Below are 15,578 nucleotides of genomic sequence, written 5' to 3' on the forward strand. Positions count from 1 at the left end.
CTCAATCGGCCTGAGTATGAGCGATATGCTCAGCATCAGCACTTGTTGACAGCGTTGTGCGGTCTGAATCTTCAGGCTGAGAATCAGGTTCATTATCTGCAGCAGCTGCACGTGAGCCATCAGGTGTATGCGGTTCAGAAGAAGGGTTAGTTTCGATCTCAAAACTATCAACCCGGTCAACTGCCTCAGAGCCAAGCCGGATTGCCTCATCAAACAGATCAAGCGAACGTTCAAGCGAGGTATCTTTGGCGCGCACAGTTGAGATAATCTCATCAAGGCGGGCGGTAATTTCGTCAAAGGAACGAAACTCATAGGCCATGAGATAACTCCTCATGAACGGACTCGCCCGCAGCTTGAACGGGGCTTTCATCACCGAACTCACCTGCTGTTTGAAGAGACTCCTCTTCATCCATCCGTGCAATCCTGCCCAAAACGCCATTTACAAAGCTCGCAGAATCATCGGTTCCATACGCCTTAGCCAGCTCAACCGCCTCGTCAATCACGATGGCATCATCTAAGGCATCGTCTACAGAACCAAATCTGAGCTCATACACAGCCATGCGTAGTAAATTCCGGTCAGCTCCAGGCATGCGCTCAAGAGCCCAGTTTTCAGAGACCGCCCGAAGCCAGGCATCGATCTCTGTCCGGTGTGCCTCTGCCCCAGATGCCAGACGAATGGCATACGGATCCAGAGGTCCTTTAGAAATAAGATAGTCTCCTGCTACGATGCACTCAATGCTTTCGTTTAACGCCTCGGCCTGAAAGAGGAGCTGGAGCGCCTGACTTCTTGCCAGCGTGCGCCCGCGCAAGACCTTAGATGATCTAGACACCGACACTACTCCTTGGGAAATACCAGGCCGTCGATCACGACATCAACCTCAGAAACACCAACACCCACCTGAGCGTCAACCGCTGATGCAACGGCTGCGCGAACCTGGCTTGCAAGCTCCTGGAAACGATATCCAAAAAAGACCGTTACGCGTACGCGTACACAAAGCTCTTCTCCTTGAGCAGAGACTTCAACGGCTGGCTCGGTTGATGGCTTGCGAGCCGAGAGCATGGAAACGAGATTGGCCGCCAGATCACGCGATCCAACAGAGGCCACACCCGCTACTTCCTCAACTGCTCGAGCAATCAAGGTCATTAAGACCTCAGGGGCAATACCGATACCAGCAATGCTAATTTCTTCTGACATATGCACTCCCTGGGCTTGGGTGGACGGACTCGGCTTAGGCACGTGCAACAAACTCTCCGGTGCGCGTATCAATCTTGATCTGCTCGCCTTCATTGAGATACATAGGAACCTGAACCTGAGCACCGGTATCAATCGTTGCTGGCTTATAGGCACCCTGAACGGTATCTCCCTTGGCTCCAGGAACCGTCTCAGTGACCGTAGCAATGATGAACATCGGTGGGTTTACTCCCATAAGATCTTCATCGGCATAGAGAAGCTGGCAGGTGTCATTCTCGCGAAGCCATTTTGAGTTATCTCCCACCATATCCTCAGGAACAGGAATCTGCTCATAGGTCTCATTATCCATAAAGATATACGAGACCCCGTCGTTATAGAGATACTGCATTTCTTTCGTGATGAGCTGAACGCTCTCAAACTTCGATCCAGCATTGCAGGTGTTTTCTACTACGCGACCCGTTTTGAGATCACGCGTCTTATAGCGCACGAACGCACCGCCCTTACCAGGCTTCACGTGCTGGAACTCAACCAAGGTATAGATCTTGTCCTTGATTTTGAGACCCATGCCGTTTTTGAAGTCTGCGGTCGTGATTGATGCCATAGCGTGCCTTTCTCGAGCGGGTACTACCCGTTGTAGTCATGAACTCATCCATTGTACATGGTCGATGGGGTGGATACGTGAAGAGATGAGCCCCGAACCCAGAGAACAAAGCTTGCTTGGATTCGAGGCTCGCTTGCGTGCAAACTAGCAGTCAATAACTACCAGATCATGAGGACTTTGCGTAAAGGGTTTATAGCCATCCTTGGTAACCACGCCGCAATCCTCAAGGCGAACACCGCCAATGCCTGGGAGATACACACCCGGCTCTACGGTAATCACAGCACCCTCTGCAACCGTGTTACTGAGCCTGCCAAAGGTTGGGAGCTCATGGATGTCAATTCCCACGCCATGGCCGAGGCTGTGCCCATAGTACTCGCCATAACCCGCGTCGCCAATGATCTTTTTAGAGAGCATATGAATCTCATGACCATCCACACCAGGATGGATAGCTGCCGCACAGGTCTCATGGCAGCGCTGAACCAAATCGTAGATTTCGCGCTGCTTATCTGTTGGAGTACCCAGCACAACGGTACGAGTCATATCAGAGCGATAGTCCCTATAGCCTGCGCCATAGTCCATCAAAACAAAGTCTCCCCGCTCAACGACACGGTCGCTCGGAATGGCATGGGGATTTGCCGTATTGGGGCCTGATGCGACGATAGAATCAAAGGCAAGTGAATCAGCGCCGTTCTCAAACATATAGCGTTCGAGCTCTAAGCGAATCTGCTTTTCTGTTAAGCCCGGACGAATAAAGCCCACCATATGCGTAAAGGCAGCATCGGTAATTGCTTGAGCCTGTCTCATCAGCTCAAGCTCCTCAGCATCTTTGATAGCACGCATGAGACGAATATCCCCATGCATGAGCGGCATGGTCAGCGCGATCGAGCGATCCTCAGCCGCGCGCAAAATACCTTGGTAAAAGCCGATCTGCATATCATCTTCAATGCCTACAACCCGTGCTTGTAGCTTATAGGCTGCGCGAGCAACCCAGGCAGGAATTGCAAGCTCATCCATGTCAAGAATCCAGGGACTGCCTTCGGGCAGATTTTCTTCAAAGCTATTGAGATAGCGAGAATCGGTATGTAACAAGGCACTGTCTTGAGTAATAAAGGCAGCATGGGGATACTCACCGGTATAGTCAAATACCCCAGTGGCGCCCGTAAGCCAACGAAGACTTGCCTCATCCCGCACAACAACCGCATCATAGCGACGCTCTTGCATGAGATCTCTCAAACGAGCAAGGCGGGCTACAGGACCTGATTGCTGATCTATTTGAGTATTCATAGCGCTTCCTTTCGCTTTTGTTTGACTCGGCAAAATTTTACCCATCGTATTCACTCTTGATGCAAAGCTCATGTGACGCATCTGAATCGGCGAGAGCGGCGCGAGATGCCACATAAGCACGAGCATGACGCCGCAAAAGATCCTCATCGGCCACACTGAGACGAATTGAACCAACCATTTGCGGCAGAGCAAGCAACATCCGACCAGACCTGCGATATCGCTCTTGATACAGAGCCTCTATGAAGGTGTTTTCATCCAATACAAAGGGCAACTCAAAAATGCCTAAGGTTTCAAACATATCATCGAGCGCAAAGGCATCATCAATCTCAAAACGTCCAGCCTCTGTCCCTAAACGTGCCTCAAATCGCATACCTTCTGCCAGCGCATGATAGGCCTTCGGCACCGGATCTAAGCAGGCTTCAAGAGCACGTGCAGTCACATAGCCAAACTCAGTTCCTTTTCGTACAGCCGGACTCTGCGATCGCTCAGCAGCCAGACGTGAAGCTTGAGCCATGGTAAGTAACTCAGAGAGGGCAGCCTCATCAAGCTGTAATAGATCAGGAATCAGCTCCGCTATACGCGTCCATGAGCGGCGAGAATCCATCAAAGCCGACGCGATCAAAAGCAGATGCCCAAGATGGCGCTTTTCGATATCGGTGCCTTTCAAAAGATCGATATCAGCCACAACCATGGCTGGGCGCGCAGGCACAGAAATCATATGAGGAAAAGATCCAAGCGAGATGCCATCCATATGCGTGGCTACAACCACCATGGCATCAAGCGTTGTTGGCACCATAAGCGAAGCGATACCGCCCACCCACGACTGAGCAACAAAGCTCACCATCCCGCAGAGATCCGCTGAACCAAAGCCAACCATGAGATCATCTGAGGTCAACGAAGCTTGCTCACATGCATCAAACAAACGGCACGTGAGGCTCAGATCAACCCGGTGAGCGCTGGCAGGCACCACAAACTCATGGATCTGAAAGCCAGCATCAATAAGCCCTCGAGAAACCTCTTGCAATGCAGAAGCTGATGCCTCTTCTTCGCGCACGAGCACCACGCGGCGTGCAAGGCCAACAACAGAGCTTGCATAGGAGGAAACGTGCTCTAATGCCCCCGAGCCAACACGATAGTCGCAACTCATATCCCCAAAGCTGATGAGCTTTCGCTGAATCATAAAAGACCACGCTCCAAGAGCAGCTCAGCCGCTGCATAGGCCACCTCGGTAAAGGACTTACCTCGAATATCAATCGTCAAATCAGCAGCCTTCTGAAAGAGAGGACGACGATATTCAAGCAGATTACCAGCGTGCTCAGGCGATTTAAAATCAGGTCGCGTATCGCTTCTTCTGATTTGTCTAAGTGAATCTTCAATATCGCCATCGAGATACACGCAGTAACCCATCTTTTTGATGAGCAGAATATTCTCAGGCGTCTCAACAATTCCGCCACCGCAGGAAACCAACAGGCTTCGTTTCGATGCCAGAGAAGCAAGGGCTTTCTTTTCCAGGCGACGAAAACTCCGCTCTCCCTCATGTGAAAAGATAGCAGACACACTCATGCCCCGAGCTTGTTCAACCATGCGATCAACATCAACATAGCGACGCTTAAACATCTGGCCGAGATTTCGAGCTAAGGTTGACTTCCCCGCTCCGAGAAAACCGACGAAAAAGATATGATCACATCCACGCCGTGGCAAGACTTTTTGCGCGTTTGCTCCCACCATACCCTTACTCCTCAAGCGGAACGCCCATAAGAGCTCGACGCTCAAAGATTCGCATGATGCGCGTGAACCAAAGATCTGTTGTGGTTTGTGGTTGCACCAAGATGGTATGAATGCCTGCAAGCTTTCCTGCCCAGACATCGGTATAGAGCTGATCACCGATCATCACAGCTTGATCAGGGTCTACCTGAAGGCGGCGAAGCGCTGAGCTGAGTGCAAACGGAGCAGGCTTCATAGCATGGCTAATATAGTCCATGTGTAGCTCGGAAGCTGAGCGAGCTACATGATCACGATGCCAATTATTTGAGACGATCATCATCTGAAAGCCAAGACGGCGCGCTGCGCTGAGCCATGCCATAACCGAATCGGGAGCACACCTGCGATCTCGTGGTACAAGAGTATTATCGCGGTCGAGCAGCAAGGCGCGCTTACCCTGGCGATAAAGCGCTTCAATATCAATCTGCTCAACTGAAGACACGTAGCGATCGGGAGGAAAGAAAGCCATAGCTATCGGTTCCTCTCAATCGCCTCAAGGTGCTCATCGTGGGTTTTAGAGAAATAAACCGTACCGTTGCTGTAATAGAAATAGAGGTAATCCGTGTCTGAAGGAGCAAGGGCTGCCGCAATTGAGGCTCGCGAAGGCGTACAGATCGGCGTGGGTGGAAGGCCTTTGTTGAGGTAGGTATTGTACGGGCTTTCGATCTTGAGATCCTGAGCTGTTACCTCCCCACCCGTGACATACATCATCGTCGCGTCACTCTGCAAAGCCATATCAATCTTGAGACGGTTATAGAAGGTAGAAGAGGCGTCAACGCGCTGATCATCTGTTAAGGTCTCGCGCTCAATAATTGAGGCCATCTTTAAGATGTCATACTCAGACATCTCAACCCCATACCGACGGTTAATCTCCTCACGGCCTGCATCAAAACCTAACTCATCATGCTCATGAGCATATTGATCAAGCATGGCACGAATGACATCAGTTGCCTGAGGCGTACCGGTAAAGGTATAGGTTTTTGGCCAGAGATAGCCCTCAAGCGAGTCATTTGCAGCTTCGCTCAAGAATGGATAGTCGCCAACAAAGGCCGAGGCATGCGCAGCATCAAGAAAATCTTGTGCTGGAATTCCTAAGGCAGCCTCTACCTTATCTGCTGTTTGAGTCACCGTCATGCCTTCGGGAACGGTCAAGCGCCCCGCCTCAACATTTGGCCCTGCCACCAAGAGACGAACGACTTCCTCAGGTGACTGACCGACAACAAAACGATACGTTCCCGGCTTTAAAGAAAGATCAGCCCCGAGTGCGGCAACTGCTGCGTAATACGATTTTGAATCCTCAATCACATGAGCCTTCGAGAGGATGGAGGCGATCTCATCACCACTTGCTCCAACAGGAATCTCAACCGTTACCTCAGTGCCTGCAGCAGGACCTGCCGGTTTTTGAGACTCAAGCATGCGCGGGACAAACATGAAAGCGACTCCCGCCAGCAACACAACTCCTAGCAAAGAAATAATCAGAACAAGAGTCCCACCCTTGTTTTTACGCGGCGGGCGTCTTTGATCCCGAAAGCGCGCACCCGGATGAGCAGGCTGGATACGAGAGTTGTCAGTCCGAAAACGAGTTCCTGCTGGCCGCGCTGAACGCTTGAATTGAGTTTGATCAGCCACGATATTCCTTTCGGTCGAGCCATGCCTGAAGAAAGAGCGAGGCAGCAACCATATCTATCTTGCCACGCATCTGGCGCTCAGAAAGCCCTTGAGCGCGAAGGATTCGACGAGCCTCAGCAGAAGAGAGGCGCTCATCAGCAAAATAAAGCGGGAGGCGAACAGCCTGAGCAATCTGCTCTGCCTGCTCGCGCACGCGTTCGGCCTGCGGCCCTTCTGAGCCAGCCAACGTGGTCGGAAGCCCGCATACTAAGCACTCAGGCTCATGATCGAGAAGGATACGTTTGAAGGATCGTGCTTGTCCTAACACTTCACTGGGAGAAAGCACTGCAAGCGGCATAGCAAGACGGCCGGTTATGTCCGATACCGCTATCCCAATGCGCTTTTCCCCAATATCCAATCCGAGTACTACCACAGGTCTAACCTTAGGAAGCGCGCAAGCGATCGGTGGCAGCGGCAAGCGCGGCGTCAATTCCCGAAACATCGGAGCCACCGGCCTGAGCCATTGCTGGGCGGCCACCACCACGTCCATCTACGCACGCAGCGATCTCGCGAATCAGCTCTCCTGCATGAAAACCAGCCGCGACCGCCTCATCAGTTGCCGCAGCAAGAAGGGCAGCCTTATTATCGGGACTTGCCGATGCAAGCACACAGGCAAGCGAAGCTGAGTGATCACGAGAGTGCAGGGCATCCCAAGCTGAGCGAAGCTCCTTGCCATCCAGTCCATCGAGGCGCGCGACTATGAGTTTATACGCACCCAGATCGATAGCAGCATCAAGCGCATGCTGAATACGATCAGACGAGCCACCCACAAGCGCTGCACGAAGCTTTTGCTCAGTCGCACGAAGCGTATCTTTTAGATCATGAATGCGGGAAACCAACAGGTCTTCAGAGCTCTTCAACTCTGTACTTACCTGGGCTACCAGCTCTTCTTTTGCCTCAAGATACGCAAGGGCACCAAGGCTGGTCATCGCTTCGATGCGGCGCACATTGGAGCCAGCTGAGCTTTCGGATACGATCTTGAAAACACCAATTTCGGAACTATTTTCAACATGCGTGCCACCACATAGCTCACGGCTAAAGGGATGCTCTTCGGCTCCAACCGAAACGACACGTACCTCTTCCCCATACTTTTCACCAAATAGCGCAACAGCCCCAGATGCTTTTGCAGCCTCAATATCCATCAGACGAGTCAGAACAGGCTTCGCGGCAAGAATCTCTTCGTTAATCATGTCTTGAATGGCGCGCAGCTGCTCTTGGGACACGGCCTCAAAATGCGTGAAGTCAAAGCGCAGGCGATCAGCATCAACCAACGATCCTGCCTGGCTCACATGCTCGCCCAAGACTGCTTTGAGCGCTGCATCCAAAAGATGCGTCGCTGTGTGATTCCGGCGAATGAGGGCACGACGACGCTCATTGATTGCTGCGCACAGACAATCGCCCACCTGGATAGATCCTTCTTGCACCTGTGCATGGTGCACAATCAGATCCCCTTTTGCCTGCGTATCCAAAACCTCTACAACAAGGTCGTCCCTCAGCAGCTCGCCCGTGTCTCCCACCTGGCCGCCACGCTCAGCGTAAAACGGTGTGCGGTCTAAAACAATGTCAACGATTTGGCCGGCCGTTGCCTCATGTACGCGCTCACCTTCTGCTACTAAGGCAGTCACACAGCAGGCTTCGCTTGAACTTTCTTCATAGCCTAAAAACTCTGATGCAACAAGCTCATCTGCCAGGGTTGTCCAAACATCGTTAAAGCTACCCCAGGCATCTCCTTGAGCGGCTGCACGAGCACGTGAGCGCTGAGCTGCCATAGCCGCATCAAAGGCAGGCATATCAACCTCGTATCCCGCCTCATGCGCAATCTCTTGCGTAAGATCGATGGGAAAACCAAAGGTATCGTGGAGCTTAAAGGCCTCAGCACCGTCTAAGGTATCTCCAGGCGCAAGCTCTTGTAAGGCGGCAGCCAAATAGGCTCTTCCGCTCTCAAGCGTGGCACTAAAGCGCTGCTCCTCAGCAGCAACAATGCCCGCCACAACTGCAGCATTTTCTACGAGTTCAGGATAGGCATCCCCCATCAGGCGGTTGACTTCATCAACCATGCGCCCCAAGAAAGCACCTTCAATGCCGATCAGCCTGCCATGAAATACGGCGCGCCGCAAAAGACGACGCAATACATAACCGCGCCCCTCATTGCCTGGTAACACACCGTCGGCAATCAAAAAGTCTACCGCGCGCGCCGCATCGGCAATAATGCGAAGCGAGCGGCTCGGACCCTCATAGCTCTCGGGATCATACGACTTGCCAGAAATGCTCGAGCCTAAGTCAATCAGATCGCGCATGAGGTCTCCCTCATAGTTCGAACCTTGGCGCTGCATAATGGCAGCCATGCGCTCAAGACCCATCCCGGTATCGAGATTGCGATGCGGCAGCTCGGGCATGGAGCCATCTTCTTGGCGATCAAACTGGGTAAACACCAAATTCCAGAACTCAAGATAGCGATCACAATCACAACCGGGAGCACATGTTGGCTCGCCGCAGCCAATTGCTTCGCCCTGGTCGTAATAGATCTCAGAGCAAGGGCCACACGGACCGGTAGGGCCTGCAGCCCAGAAGTTATCATCTTCGCCTAAGCGCGAAATATGATCTTCAGTAACACCGAGGTTGCACCAAATCTCATAGGCCTCATCGTCATCAGTGAAAACCGTGAAATAAAGACGGCTGGGGTCGAGCTTAAATACATCGCAAATGAGCTCATAGGCCCACGCACAAGCCTGAGCCTTACTCACACCGCCAAAGGAAAAGTTGCCCAGCATCTCAAAAAATGAGAGGTGGCGGCCATCTGAGCCAATGACATCAATGTCATTCGTACGTACGCACTTTTGGCATGAGCAAGCACCAATCTCGTGCATGGTGCGCTTACCTTGGTAGTACTCCTTAAACTGATTCATGCCAGCATTGGCAAGCAAAAGCGAAGGGTCATCGGGGATCAGTGATGAGCTCGGATAGGCCTTGCAGCCACGCTCTTCAAAAAACGTGAGGAAGGCGGAACGAATCTCAGCGGTAGTCATAGTTGGGTGATCTTCGCACATCTCGGCAATCTCCTTGAAAAGCGTCGGTAATCAAAGCCTCAATCGGGCATGACTACACATACGCTCATACATACAATCGGCAACAACGCACATAGTGTACAGGATAGAACATGGTTTTAATCGAATAGGTAGAGCCGCACGTAATGCACAGTTCAGGCAGTGCCAATGAATGCATGCGCAGAACGCAAACGCTGACATATGGCTCTAAGCTTTAGGCCGTGAGCCTCAGCTTGCTACCCGTCGGTATGCTCAGATGCAAACCGAGACTGAATCTTTGCAAGCAGCCGCTTCACTCCCGAAGGGCCGCCTCTGCTCTGTTCGGGTTTTTTCGCGGGACTCACCGAGCCTGCATGCTCAATCCGCTCAGCAATCACGCCTAAGCTCGAGACATCTCCACCTAGCGCGTCATAGACAGGTGCTGGACTCCCGCTGTCAGAACAATACGGCGTGCCCTTAAAGATTGCTCCTCCATAAGACACGATCTGGCGGCCTGTCTGTTCCTCAAAATAGAAAATGAAGAGACTCTTTGCGACAGCCGCAAGTGGAATGGCAATGACCATACCCATGGCTGATCCTAAGGCAGAGCCAATCATTAAGGCTACCAGCGATAAAACTGGGTGAACCGACATCGTGCTCTCATTAATCTTTGGGGCAATCACATTATCGGTAATGCTTTGAGCAACAAGAGCTGCAATCAGTGTCCAAAAACCTACCGAAGGTCCAGCAAAGAGCCCTGTGAGTGCAGAGATAAAGACTGCCAAAATCGGACCGATGACTGGGATAAAACTCAATAGCGCGGTCAGCGTTGCCATCGTTCCTGCGTACGGGTGAGATACCAATATGAATCCCAGAAAAGCAAGAACGCCTCGAACCAAGGCTCCGATCACCATTGAGCGAAGATATCCTCCTACCGATTGGCCAACGACGGCCATCATAAGCCGGTAGTCTCCCGCGCGGCGCTCACCTAAGATGCAACAGATCTCCTCATGAATGCGGGGGAAATCGAGGGTGAGCCAGTAGGCAAGCACCATGCCTAAAAAGACAATGAAAAGTGCCGAAGCAACATTGTTTACCATGGGCACAATACCATCGCGCACGGCAAACAACAGGCCACTGGCAAACTGATTTGCCATAGACTGCACTGAGCTGAGCGCAGCATCCGTATCAATCCGAGAAGAAAGCTCGCGAATAAAGCGGTGATCTGCTTCAAGCTGAGAAAACCAGCTGCTAATCTCTGCAATGCGTCTCGGCGTTTCTGAGAGCATCTGAATAATCTGAGCCGTTAACACAGGGGCCATCAATGCAATGGCCAAGATAATGACAATCACCACCGCTGCCACCGCAAGAATGACAGCAAGTGGCCTTACAATATTGCGCGCACACAGCCAATCAGTCATAGGTGTTGCAATGAAGGCAATGATGCAGCCTACGGCCAAAAACATAACTGCTGCCGAAAGCGCTGCCAGCAATTTTGTAGCTGCTAAAACAATGATGCCGCAACCAATAACAGTCCAGAGCTTGAGGCCGATCGATGCCCATCGCCCACTATGAGACTGGCTCGTTTGCTGCGGCTCGCTATCCATATATCCTCCCTTGCCCAATCAGCACATGAGCTAGTCGCGCTTGCTCATCAAACCTTCAGGATCAATCTTTTCCTGCACCTTCTTAAGGGTGCGTCGCAACAGGCGCGAAACTTGTACCTGTGAGATGCCAAGCAGTTTGGCAATCTCAATCTGGGTCATACCCTTCACAAAGCGCAACTCAATAACCTCGCGCTCACGCGGGGAAAAGTCTGCCAGCGCTTCTTCGATAACCAAGCGATCATCAGTGAGATTTAAGGCTTCATCCTCGGTGGCATACCGATCTATCACCGAGGGTGCATCATCAAAATCGCTAAAGCCGGCACCTTCAAGAGGTACCGAGCTATACGCAGAAGAAGACTCCATTGCCTCAAGTACCTCATCGACGCTGGAATCAAGATAATCGGCAATCTCTTCTACGGTTGGAGAGCGCTGCAACTCAGCCGTGAGAATATCGGTGGTTTGGTTGACCTTAGCGGAAAGCTCTTGCAAACGCCTCGGCACGCGCACACTCCAGCCCTTATCTCTAAAATGGCGCTTAATCTCTCCAAGAATCGTTGGAGTTGCAAAGGTTGTGAACTCAAGCCCGCGCGAGATATCAAAGCGATCGATTGCCTTTAACAAGCCCAAATACCCAACCTGCATCAGGTCATCTAAGGGCTCACCACGATTTTTAAACTTATTCGCAAGAAAGCGTACGAGGTTGAGATGAGATAAGACAAGCTGCTCACGAGCCTCAAGATCATCGTGCTCTTTGAAGCGACGAAAAAGCTCTCGTGTCCGCTCCTTATCCCATGAAGGCTTGGCTGCCCGCGAGCCTCGCGTACGCGACTTTGAAGACTGAGCCATTACGCATCGGCCTTAAGCTCAAGCATGAGGGTTGCCGGAGATGCCTGTTTCTCATAAACGTCGCAGACCGCACCTAAGATCAGATCCACATAGGCAAGCTGAGGATCGCCCTCATCTGCCGTTGGCAGCTCATCAATATCGAGGCTAAACGTCATACGCATACGACTTGCTTGGGATAAAAAGGATATCGTCAGCGAGCCACCTGGACTTGCAGCACACGCATAGATAAAGGCCTCTTCTGCAGCCATGCGGATATCCTCAACACGCTCAACCGAGAGTGAAGCGAGCACCCCAGCATTAGAGGCGGTCATGCGTACCAAGCGCGCGAGAGCAGGGTCTGCTGCAAGCGCAAGAGAAAACTCCATCTGATCACTCATCAGATCCTCCCTCACTGGCATGAGATGCCGTGTTCAAAGACTCATCTTTGTTGGTACTCGCTTCATCACCGTAGGTAAAATACTCTGACTCAGCGTTGGGTTTTTCTTCTTTCTTCTCGTGTGTGTCTTGCGGCAAAACAGGCGTTGGATCCTCTGGCGCTTGAAGCGTTGGTGCAGATCCAGCACTTCCAGCGTCCGTCTTCTTTTCACGCCCGCCAAAAATTGATTTCACCTTTTCTGCAGCAGATTCAGCAGCATTGCTTACCGAGGTTGAGGCCTTAGACGCGGTGTTGGTTACCTTTGACACATCGCGCAAGACGGCATTCACCTCAATCAGATCTGCCGTTACCGCCTCAATAGCATCAGACGTTTTTCCAACAAGAGGCTCAAGCGCCTGCACACTTGGCTCTGCCGCCCGCAACAGATCAGTGACCCGACCAAGGGTAGTGCGCAAGCCTTTTAAAACAAACGCCAGCTCAACTACAACCCAAATTGTCGCAATAACGAGTACAACAAGGGCGATATATAACGGATCCATAGTGCCTCCAAAGGCCTCACGTGCAAAGCTTTTCTACATCCTACCCAACCAGAAGCGATGTTTTCGAACCCAACAGGATGAGCAGAGACCCAGCCTTAGAGCGAGTTGTTCTCGTGTGACTGTGGCCGATGTGAAGCCATCTCAGCTCTCCACTGCTCCCAGCCTCTTCCTGAAGATGACCAAAAGGCTCCGGGATCAAGCCCCTCTGGTAAATAACGTTGAGCCACCCAGCCTTCTGGATCATCATGAGGATAGTGATAGGTTCCATACGCTTCAGATCCTGGACGATGACGATCGCGCAGATACGGGGGAACCTCACGCAAGCCACTCGTTTTAATATCTGCCAAAGCCGCATCAATTGACGCTTCTGCAGTATTGCTTTTTGGAGCCAGGGCGTTATACAGGGCAGCTTGAGCAAGGTTAATGCGACACTCAGGATAGCCGATAACCTCAGCGGCTTTAAACGCAGAGGCAGCTACAACTAAGGCTTGCGGATCCGCATTGCCAATATCCTCACTTGCGGCAATCAGAATGCGGCGAGCAATAAAACGTGGATCCTCCCCTGCATCTATCATCCGTGCAAGCCAATAGATCGTTGCATCTGGATCACTGCCCCGCATCGATTTTATGAATGCAGAGACAATATCGTAGTGCATGTCGCCAGACTTATCGTAGGGCAAGCCCCGACGAGGATTGGCAAGCTCAACCGCAGAACGATCAATCTCATACGTTCCAGCTTGTGTTTTGCTGGGCTGAGCTAGCTCAGCTGCAAGCTCAAGCGTGGTAAGTGCTGAGCGAGCATCCCCTGCCGCTCGGGCACAGATCCCTGCGAGCGCCTCATCAGTTATGGTATAGGCACCATTGAGACCAGAGGGTGAAGCCAGGGCTCGTTTGACAACAGTGGTAATCGCATCATCTGCAAGATGCTCAAGCTCAACCACACGTGATCGAGAGAGCAGGGCGGAATTGACCTCAAAATAGGGGTTTTCAGTTGTTGCTCCCACCAAAATAACCGTACGATTCTCAACAGCATGCAAAAGAGCATCTTGCTGAGATCGAGAGAACCGGTGAATCTCATCGATGAAAAGAATAGTGCGCCGCTCTGTGAGCATGAGACGCCGAGCTGCATCATCGATCTCACGGCGCAAATCTTTAACCGAGCCAGAAACAGCCGAGACCTCAACAAATTCACTTCGCGTCCGCGCAGCAATAATATGCGCCAGCGTAGTTTTACCCGTGCCTGCAGGCCCGTATAGAATCACGCTTGATAAGCGATCGTGCTCAATCGCCAAGCGAAGCCATGAGCCCTCCCCAACCGCGCGCTCCTGACCCACATAGTCTTCTAGACGTGTGGGACGCATCCGCACGGCAAGAGGAGCGAGCGCACGCTCGCGCTCACGCGCTGTTTGTGAAAATAAGTCGTCCATATACAGCAATATTACCGTATCTTCTACGCTCTCCTTCCTTGTACTATTCACTTTCCATGCAATGCAATTCATGCATATACGAGCACTTGGGATATGATTGGGATGTTTAAGGAATGCCTTTAGAGATCTTTTTTGAGCAATAAGCTTATTCCTCTATCTTTGAAGGAGATCAGGTCATGCTATTTGGTGCAAGCGTTATCTATCTGTTTGGCCTTCTCATCTTTATCCTGTTGGTGCCCATTTTTCTACTATCCACGTTTATTTGGGCTTTGTTTAAGGCTAAGCAAATGGATCGAGAGAAAGAAAGACTGCGCCAAGAAACTGAGCGCAAAGCTGCCGAGGAAGAAGCAAGGCGTGAGGCGGAGCGTGCAGCGAACCCTCCAGCTCCTCCGGTTTATGAGAAGCCAAGGTTTGTAGTATGGAATGGTATCTATGATGATGAAGCGTATGAAGCATACGATGCCCGTGGTAGCAAGATTGGAAAAGAGCACAACGCTGTTGCGATAGCGATTATTAACCCACAAGATCGCCCGCTCATGACGCTTTGGGGTATTGAAGTTATTTACTTTGAAGCTGGTGAGCTCGGTAGTTATAACGTTGTGTCCTCTGAGATCATTAAGGATCCAGCTGTGTTAGATGAAATAGAATCCTTACCATACTTCGAGGAAGATTTTCAAAAAATAGGATCCGGAAAAGAATTAAACGTTCCCTTGTTACGCTTTAACCGAGCGGTAGCTCACCACATTAAGGGTACGAAGTACTACGAGCGCATGAAGGAAGCTGGTCGCCCCTATCCAGAAGACGACGAAGACTGAGCCTTCAAGGTTGCTCGAGCAGCTATCACACTCATCAGTGCGAACAGAAGTGCGATGCACCCAAAGCCAAAGACCGCTCCATAGATCAGACCCACCACAACAGCGCAGCAAAGTACCGAGAGTGCCCCACACACTAAAGCTGCGACCGCAGACTGCTTAGCGCTCATAGCGACGCCTCCGCTCTTCCGCTTCGATCTTATTATGCGCAGCTACCGAGAGTGCTACCAAGTTCTCCGGGGAATCATCTCCTCCAGCGGAGAGCGGCACGATATGGTGTACGCCACCTTTGCTAGGAAGCATACGCCACTCGCCGTCTCTGTATACCGCAATAACCTCCCCACTTACCGCGCAGCGCCCCTCTGTTCGCGCAAGTGCGATCTGTCGAGCACGGCGGTAAGCCGCACGTGCATACGACGCACGCCAGGGGTTTTCAGTTGCG

19 protein-coding genes are annotated in these 15,578 nt (G+C 51.7%); 1 reads left to right on the top strand and 18 read right to left on the bottom strand.

Translation table 11 applies throughout. The features are described from left to right. Position 1 precedes the first annotated feature (1 nt). The 16 genes from K6V98_RS06990 to K6V98_RS07065 all read right to left on the bottom strand — a co-directional run bounded on the left by K6V98_RS06990 (position 2) and on the right by K6V98_RS07065 (position 14,324). A complete protein-coding gene (locus K6V98_RS06990) occupies positions 2-319 on the bottom strand; it encodes an exodeoxyribonuclease VII small subunit (RefSeq protein ID WP_222199791.1) in 318 nt (105 codons plus the stop codon). After that, entirely contained in the window at positions 309-830 is a 522-nt protein-coding gene (gene nusB, locus K6V98_RS06995) for a transcription antitermination factor NusB (protein WP_222199792.1), read from the bottom strand. The genes K6V98_RS06990 and nusB overlap by 11 nt, the downstream gene beginning before the upstream one ends. Before the next feature lie 5 nt (positions 831-835). Next, positions 836-1,195 carry an Asp23/Gls24 family envelope stress response protein gene (locus K6V98_RS07000; protein WP_222199793.1) on the bottom strand — a complete coding sequence of 120 codons (360 nt, stop codon included), beginning with the start codon at positions 1,193-1,195 and terminating at the stop codon, positions 836-838. A 34-nt stretch (positions 1,196-1,229) separates the two neighbouring features. After that, on the bottom strand, positions 1,230-1,793 hold the full coding sequence (efp, locus tag K6V98_RS07005; protein WP_222199794.1) for an elongation factor P: 564 nt from the start codon (positions 1,791-1,793) through the stop codon (positions 1,230-1,232). Positions 1,794-1,937: 144 nt separating this feature from the next. Then, positions 1,938-3,077, bottom strand: a complete 1,140-nt coding sequence (locus K6V98_RS07010) for a M24 family metallopeptidase (RefSeq protein WP_222199795.1) — start codon at positions 3,075-3,077, stop codon at positions 1,938-1,940. A gap of 37 nt (positions 3,078-3,114) precedes the next feature. After that, entirely contained in the window at positions 3,115-4,257 is a 1,143-nt protein-coding gene (locus tag K6V98_RS07015) for a hypothetical protein (protein ID WP_222199796.1), read from the bottom strand. Further along, a complete protein-coding gene (locus tag K6V98_RS07020; RefSeq protein ID WP_222199797.1) occupies positions 4,254-4,805 on the bottom strand; it encodes a shikimate kinase in 552 nt (183 codons plus the stop codon). Before K6V98_RS07020 ends, K6V98_RS07015 begins: the two co-directional genes overlap by 4 nt. Before the next feature lie 4 nt (positions 4,806-4,809). Next, positions 4,810-5,307 (bottom strand): YqeG family HAD IIIA-type phosphatase, encoded by a 498-nt coding sequence (locus K6V98_RS07025; protein WP_222199798.1) that lies wholly within the window; start codon positions 5,305-5,307, stop codon positions 4,810-4,812. 2 nt (positions 5,308-5,309) lie between these two features. Continuing rightward, on the bottom strand, positions 5,310-6,467 hold the full coding sequence (gene mltG, locus K6V98_RS07030) for an endolytic transglycosylase MltG (RefSeq protein ID WP_371734543.1): 1,158 nt from the start codon (positions 6,465-6,467) through the stop codon (positions 5,310-5,312). Further along, on the bottom strand, positions 6,460-6,879 hold the full coding sequence (ruvX, locus tag K6V98_RS07035) for a Holliday junction resolvase RuvX (protein ID WP_222199799.1): 420 nt from the start codon (positions 6,877-6,879) through the stop codon (positions 6,460-6,462). The genes mltG and ruvX overlap by 8 nt, the downstream gene beginning before the upstream one ends. A gap of 10 nt (positions 6,880-6,889) precedes the next feature. After that, on the bottom strand, positions 6,890-9,553 hold the full coding sequence (gene alaS, locus K6V98_RS07040) for an alanine--tRNA ligase (RefSeq protein WP_222199800.1): 2,664 nt from the start codon (positions 9,551-9,553) through the stop codon (positions 6,890-6,892). A gap of 233 nt (positions 9,554-9,786) precedes the next feature. Continuing rightward, the gene (locus tag K6V98_RS07045) at positions 9,787-11,136 is read right to left on the bottom strand and encodes an AI-2E family transporter (protein WP_222199801.1); all 1,350 of its coding nucleotides are present in this window, start codon (positions 11,134-11,136) and stop codon (positions 9,787-9,789) included. Positions 11,137-11,166: 30 nt separating this feature from the next. Continuing rightward, the gene (locus K6V98_RS07050) at positions 11,167-11,982 is read right to left on the bottom strand and encodes a SigB/SigF/SigG family RNA polymerase sigma factor (protein ID WP_222199802.1); all 816 of its coding nucleotides are present in this window, start codon (positions 11,980-11,982) and stop codon (positions 11,167-11,169) included. Then, positions 11,982-12,359, bottom strand: a complete 378-nt coding sequence (locus K6V98_RS07055) for an ATP-binding protein (protein ID WP_222199803.1) — start codon at positions 12,357-12,359, stop codon at positions 11,982-11,984. Before K6V98_RS07055 ends, K6V98_RS07050 begins: the two co-directional genes overlap by 1 nt. After that, positions 12,352-12,897 carry a hypothetical protein gene (locus tag K6V98_RS07060; RefSeq protein ID WP_222199804.1) on the bottom strand — a complete coding sequence of 182 codons (546 nt, stop codon included), beginning with the start codon at positions 12,895-12,897 and terminating at the stop codon, positions 12,352-12,354. Before K6V98_RS07060 ends, K6V98_RS07055 begins: the two co-directional genes overlap by 8 nt. A 95-nt stretch (positions 12,898-12,992) precedes the next feature. Continuing rightward, a complete protein-coding gene (locus K6V98_RS07065) occupies positions 12,993-14,324 on the bottom strand; it encodes a replication-associated recombination protein A (RefSeq protein ID WP_222199805.1) in 1,332 nt (443 codons plus the stop codon). 176 nt (positions 14,325-14,500) lie between these two features. On the opposite strand from K6V98_RS07065, the gene K6V98_RS07070 reads away from it, so the two are divergent. Further along, entirely contained in the window at positions 14,501-15,139 is a 639-nt protein-coding gene (locus K6V98_RS07070) for a hypothetical protein (RefSeq protein ID WP_222198524.1), read from the top strand. Here K6V98_RS07070 and K6V98_RS07075 read toward each other — a convergent pair. Both K6V98_RS07075 and K6V98_RS07080 read right to left on the bottom strand, forming a co-directional pair. Beyond that, the gene (locus K6V98_RS07075; protein WP_222199806.1) at positions 15,115-15,306 is read right to left on the bottom strand and encodes a hypothetical protein; all 192 of its coding nucleotides are present in this window, start codon (positions 15,304-15,306) and stop codon (positions 15,115-15,117) included. The genes K6V98_RS07070 and K6V98_RS07075 overlap by 25 nt on opposite strands. Continuing rightward, positions 15,296-15,578 (bottom strand): HNH endonuclease (locus K6V98_RS07080; RefSeq protein ID WP_222199807.1); only part of this gene is annotated, 283 nt, incomplete at its 5' end. The genes K6V98_RS07080 and K6V98_RS07075, both read right to left, overlap by 11 nt.

Source organism: Collinsella ureilytica, assembly GCF_019795105.1.
GTDB classification, from domain to species: domain Bacteria; phylum Actinomycetota; class Coriobacteriia; order Coriobacteriales; family Coriobacteriaceae; genus Collinsella; species Collinsella ureilytica.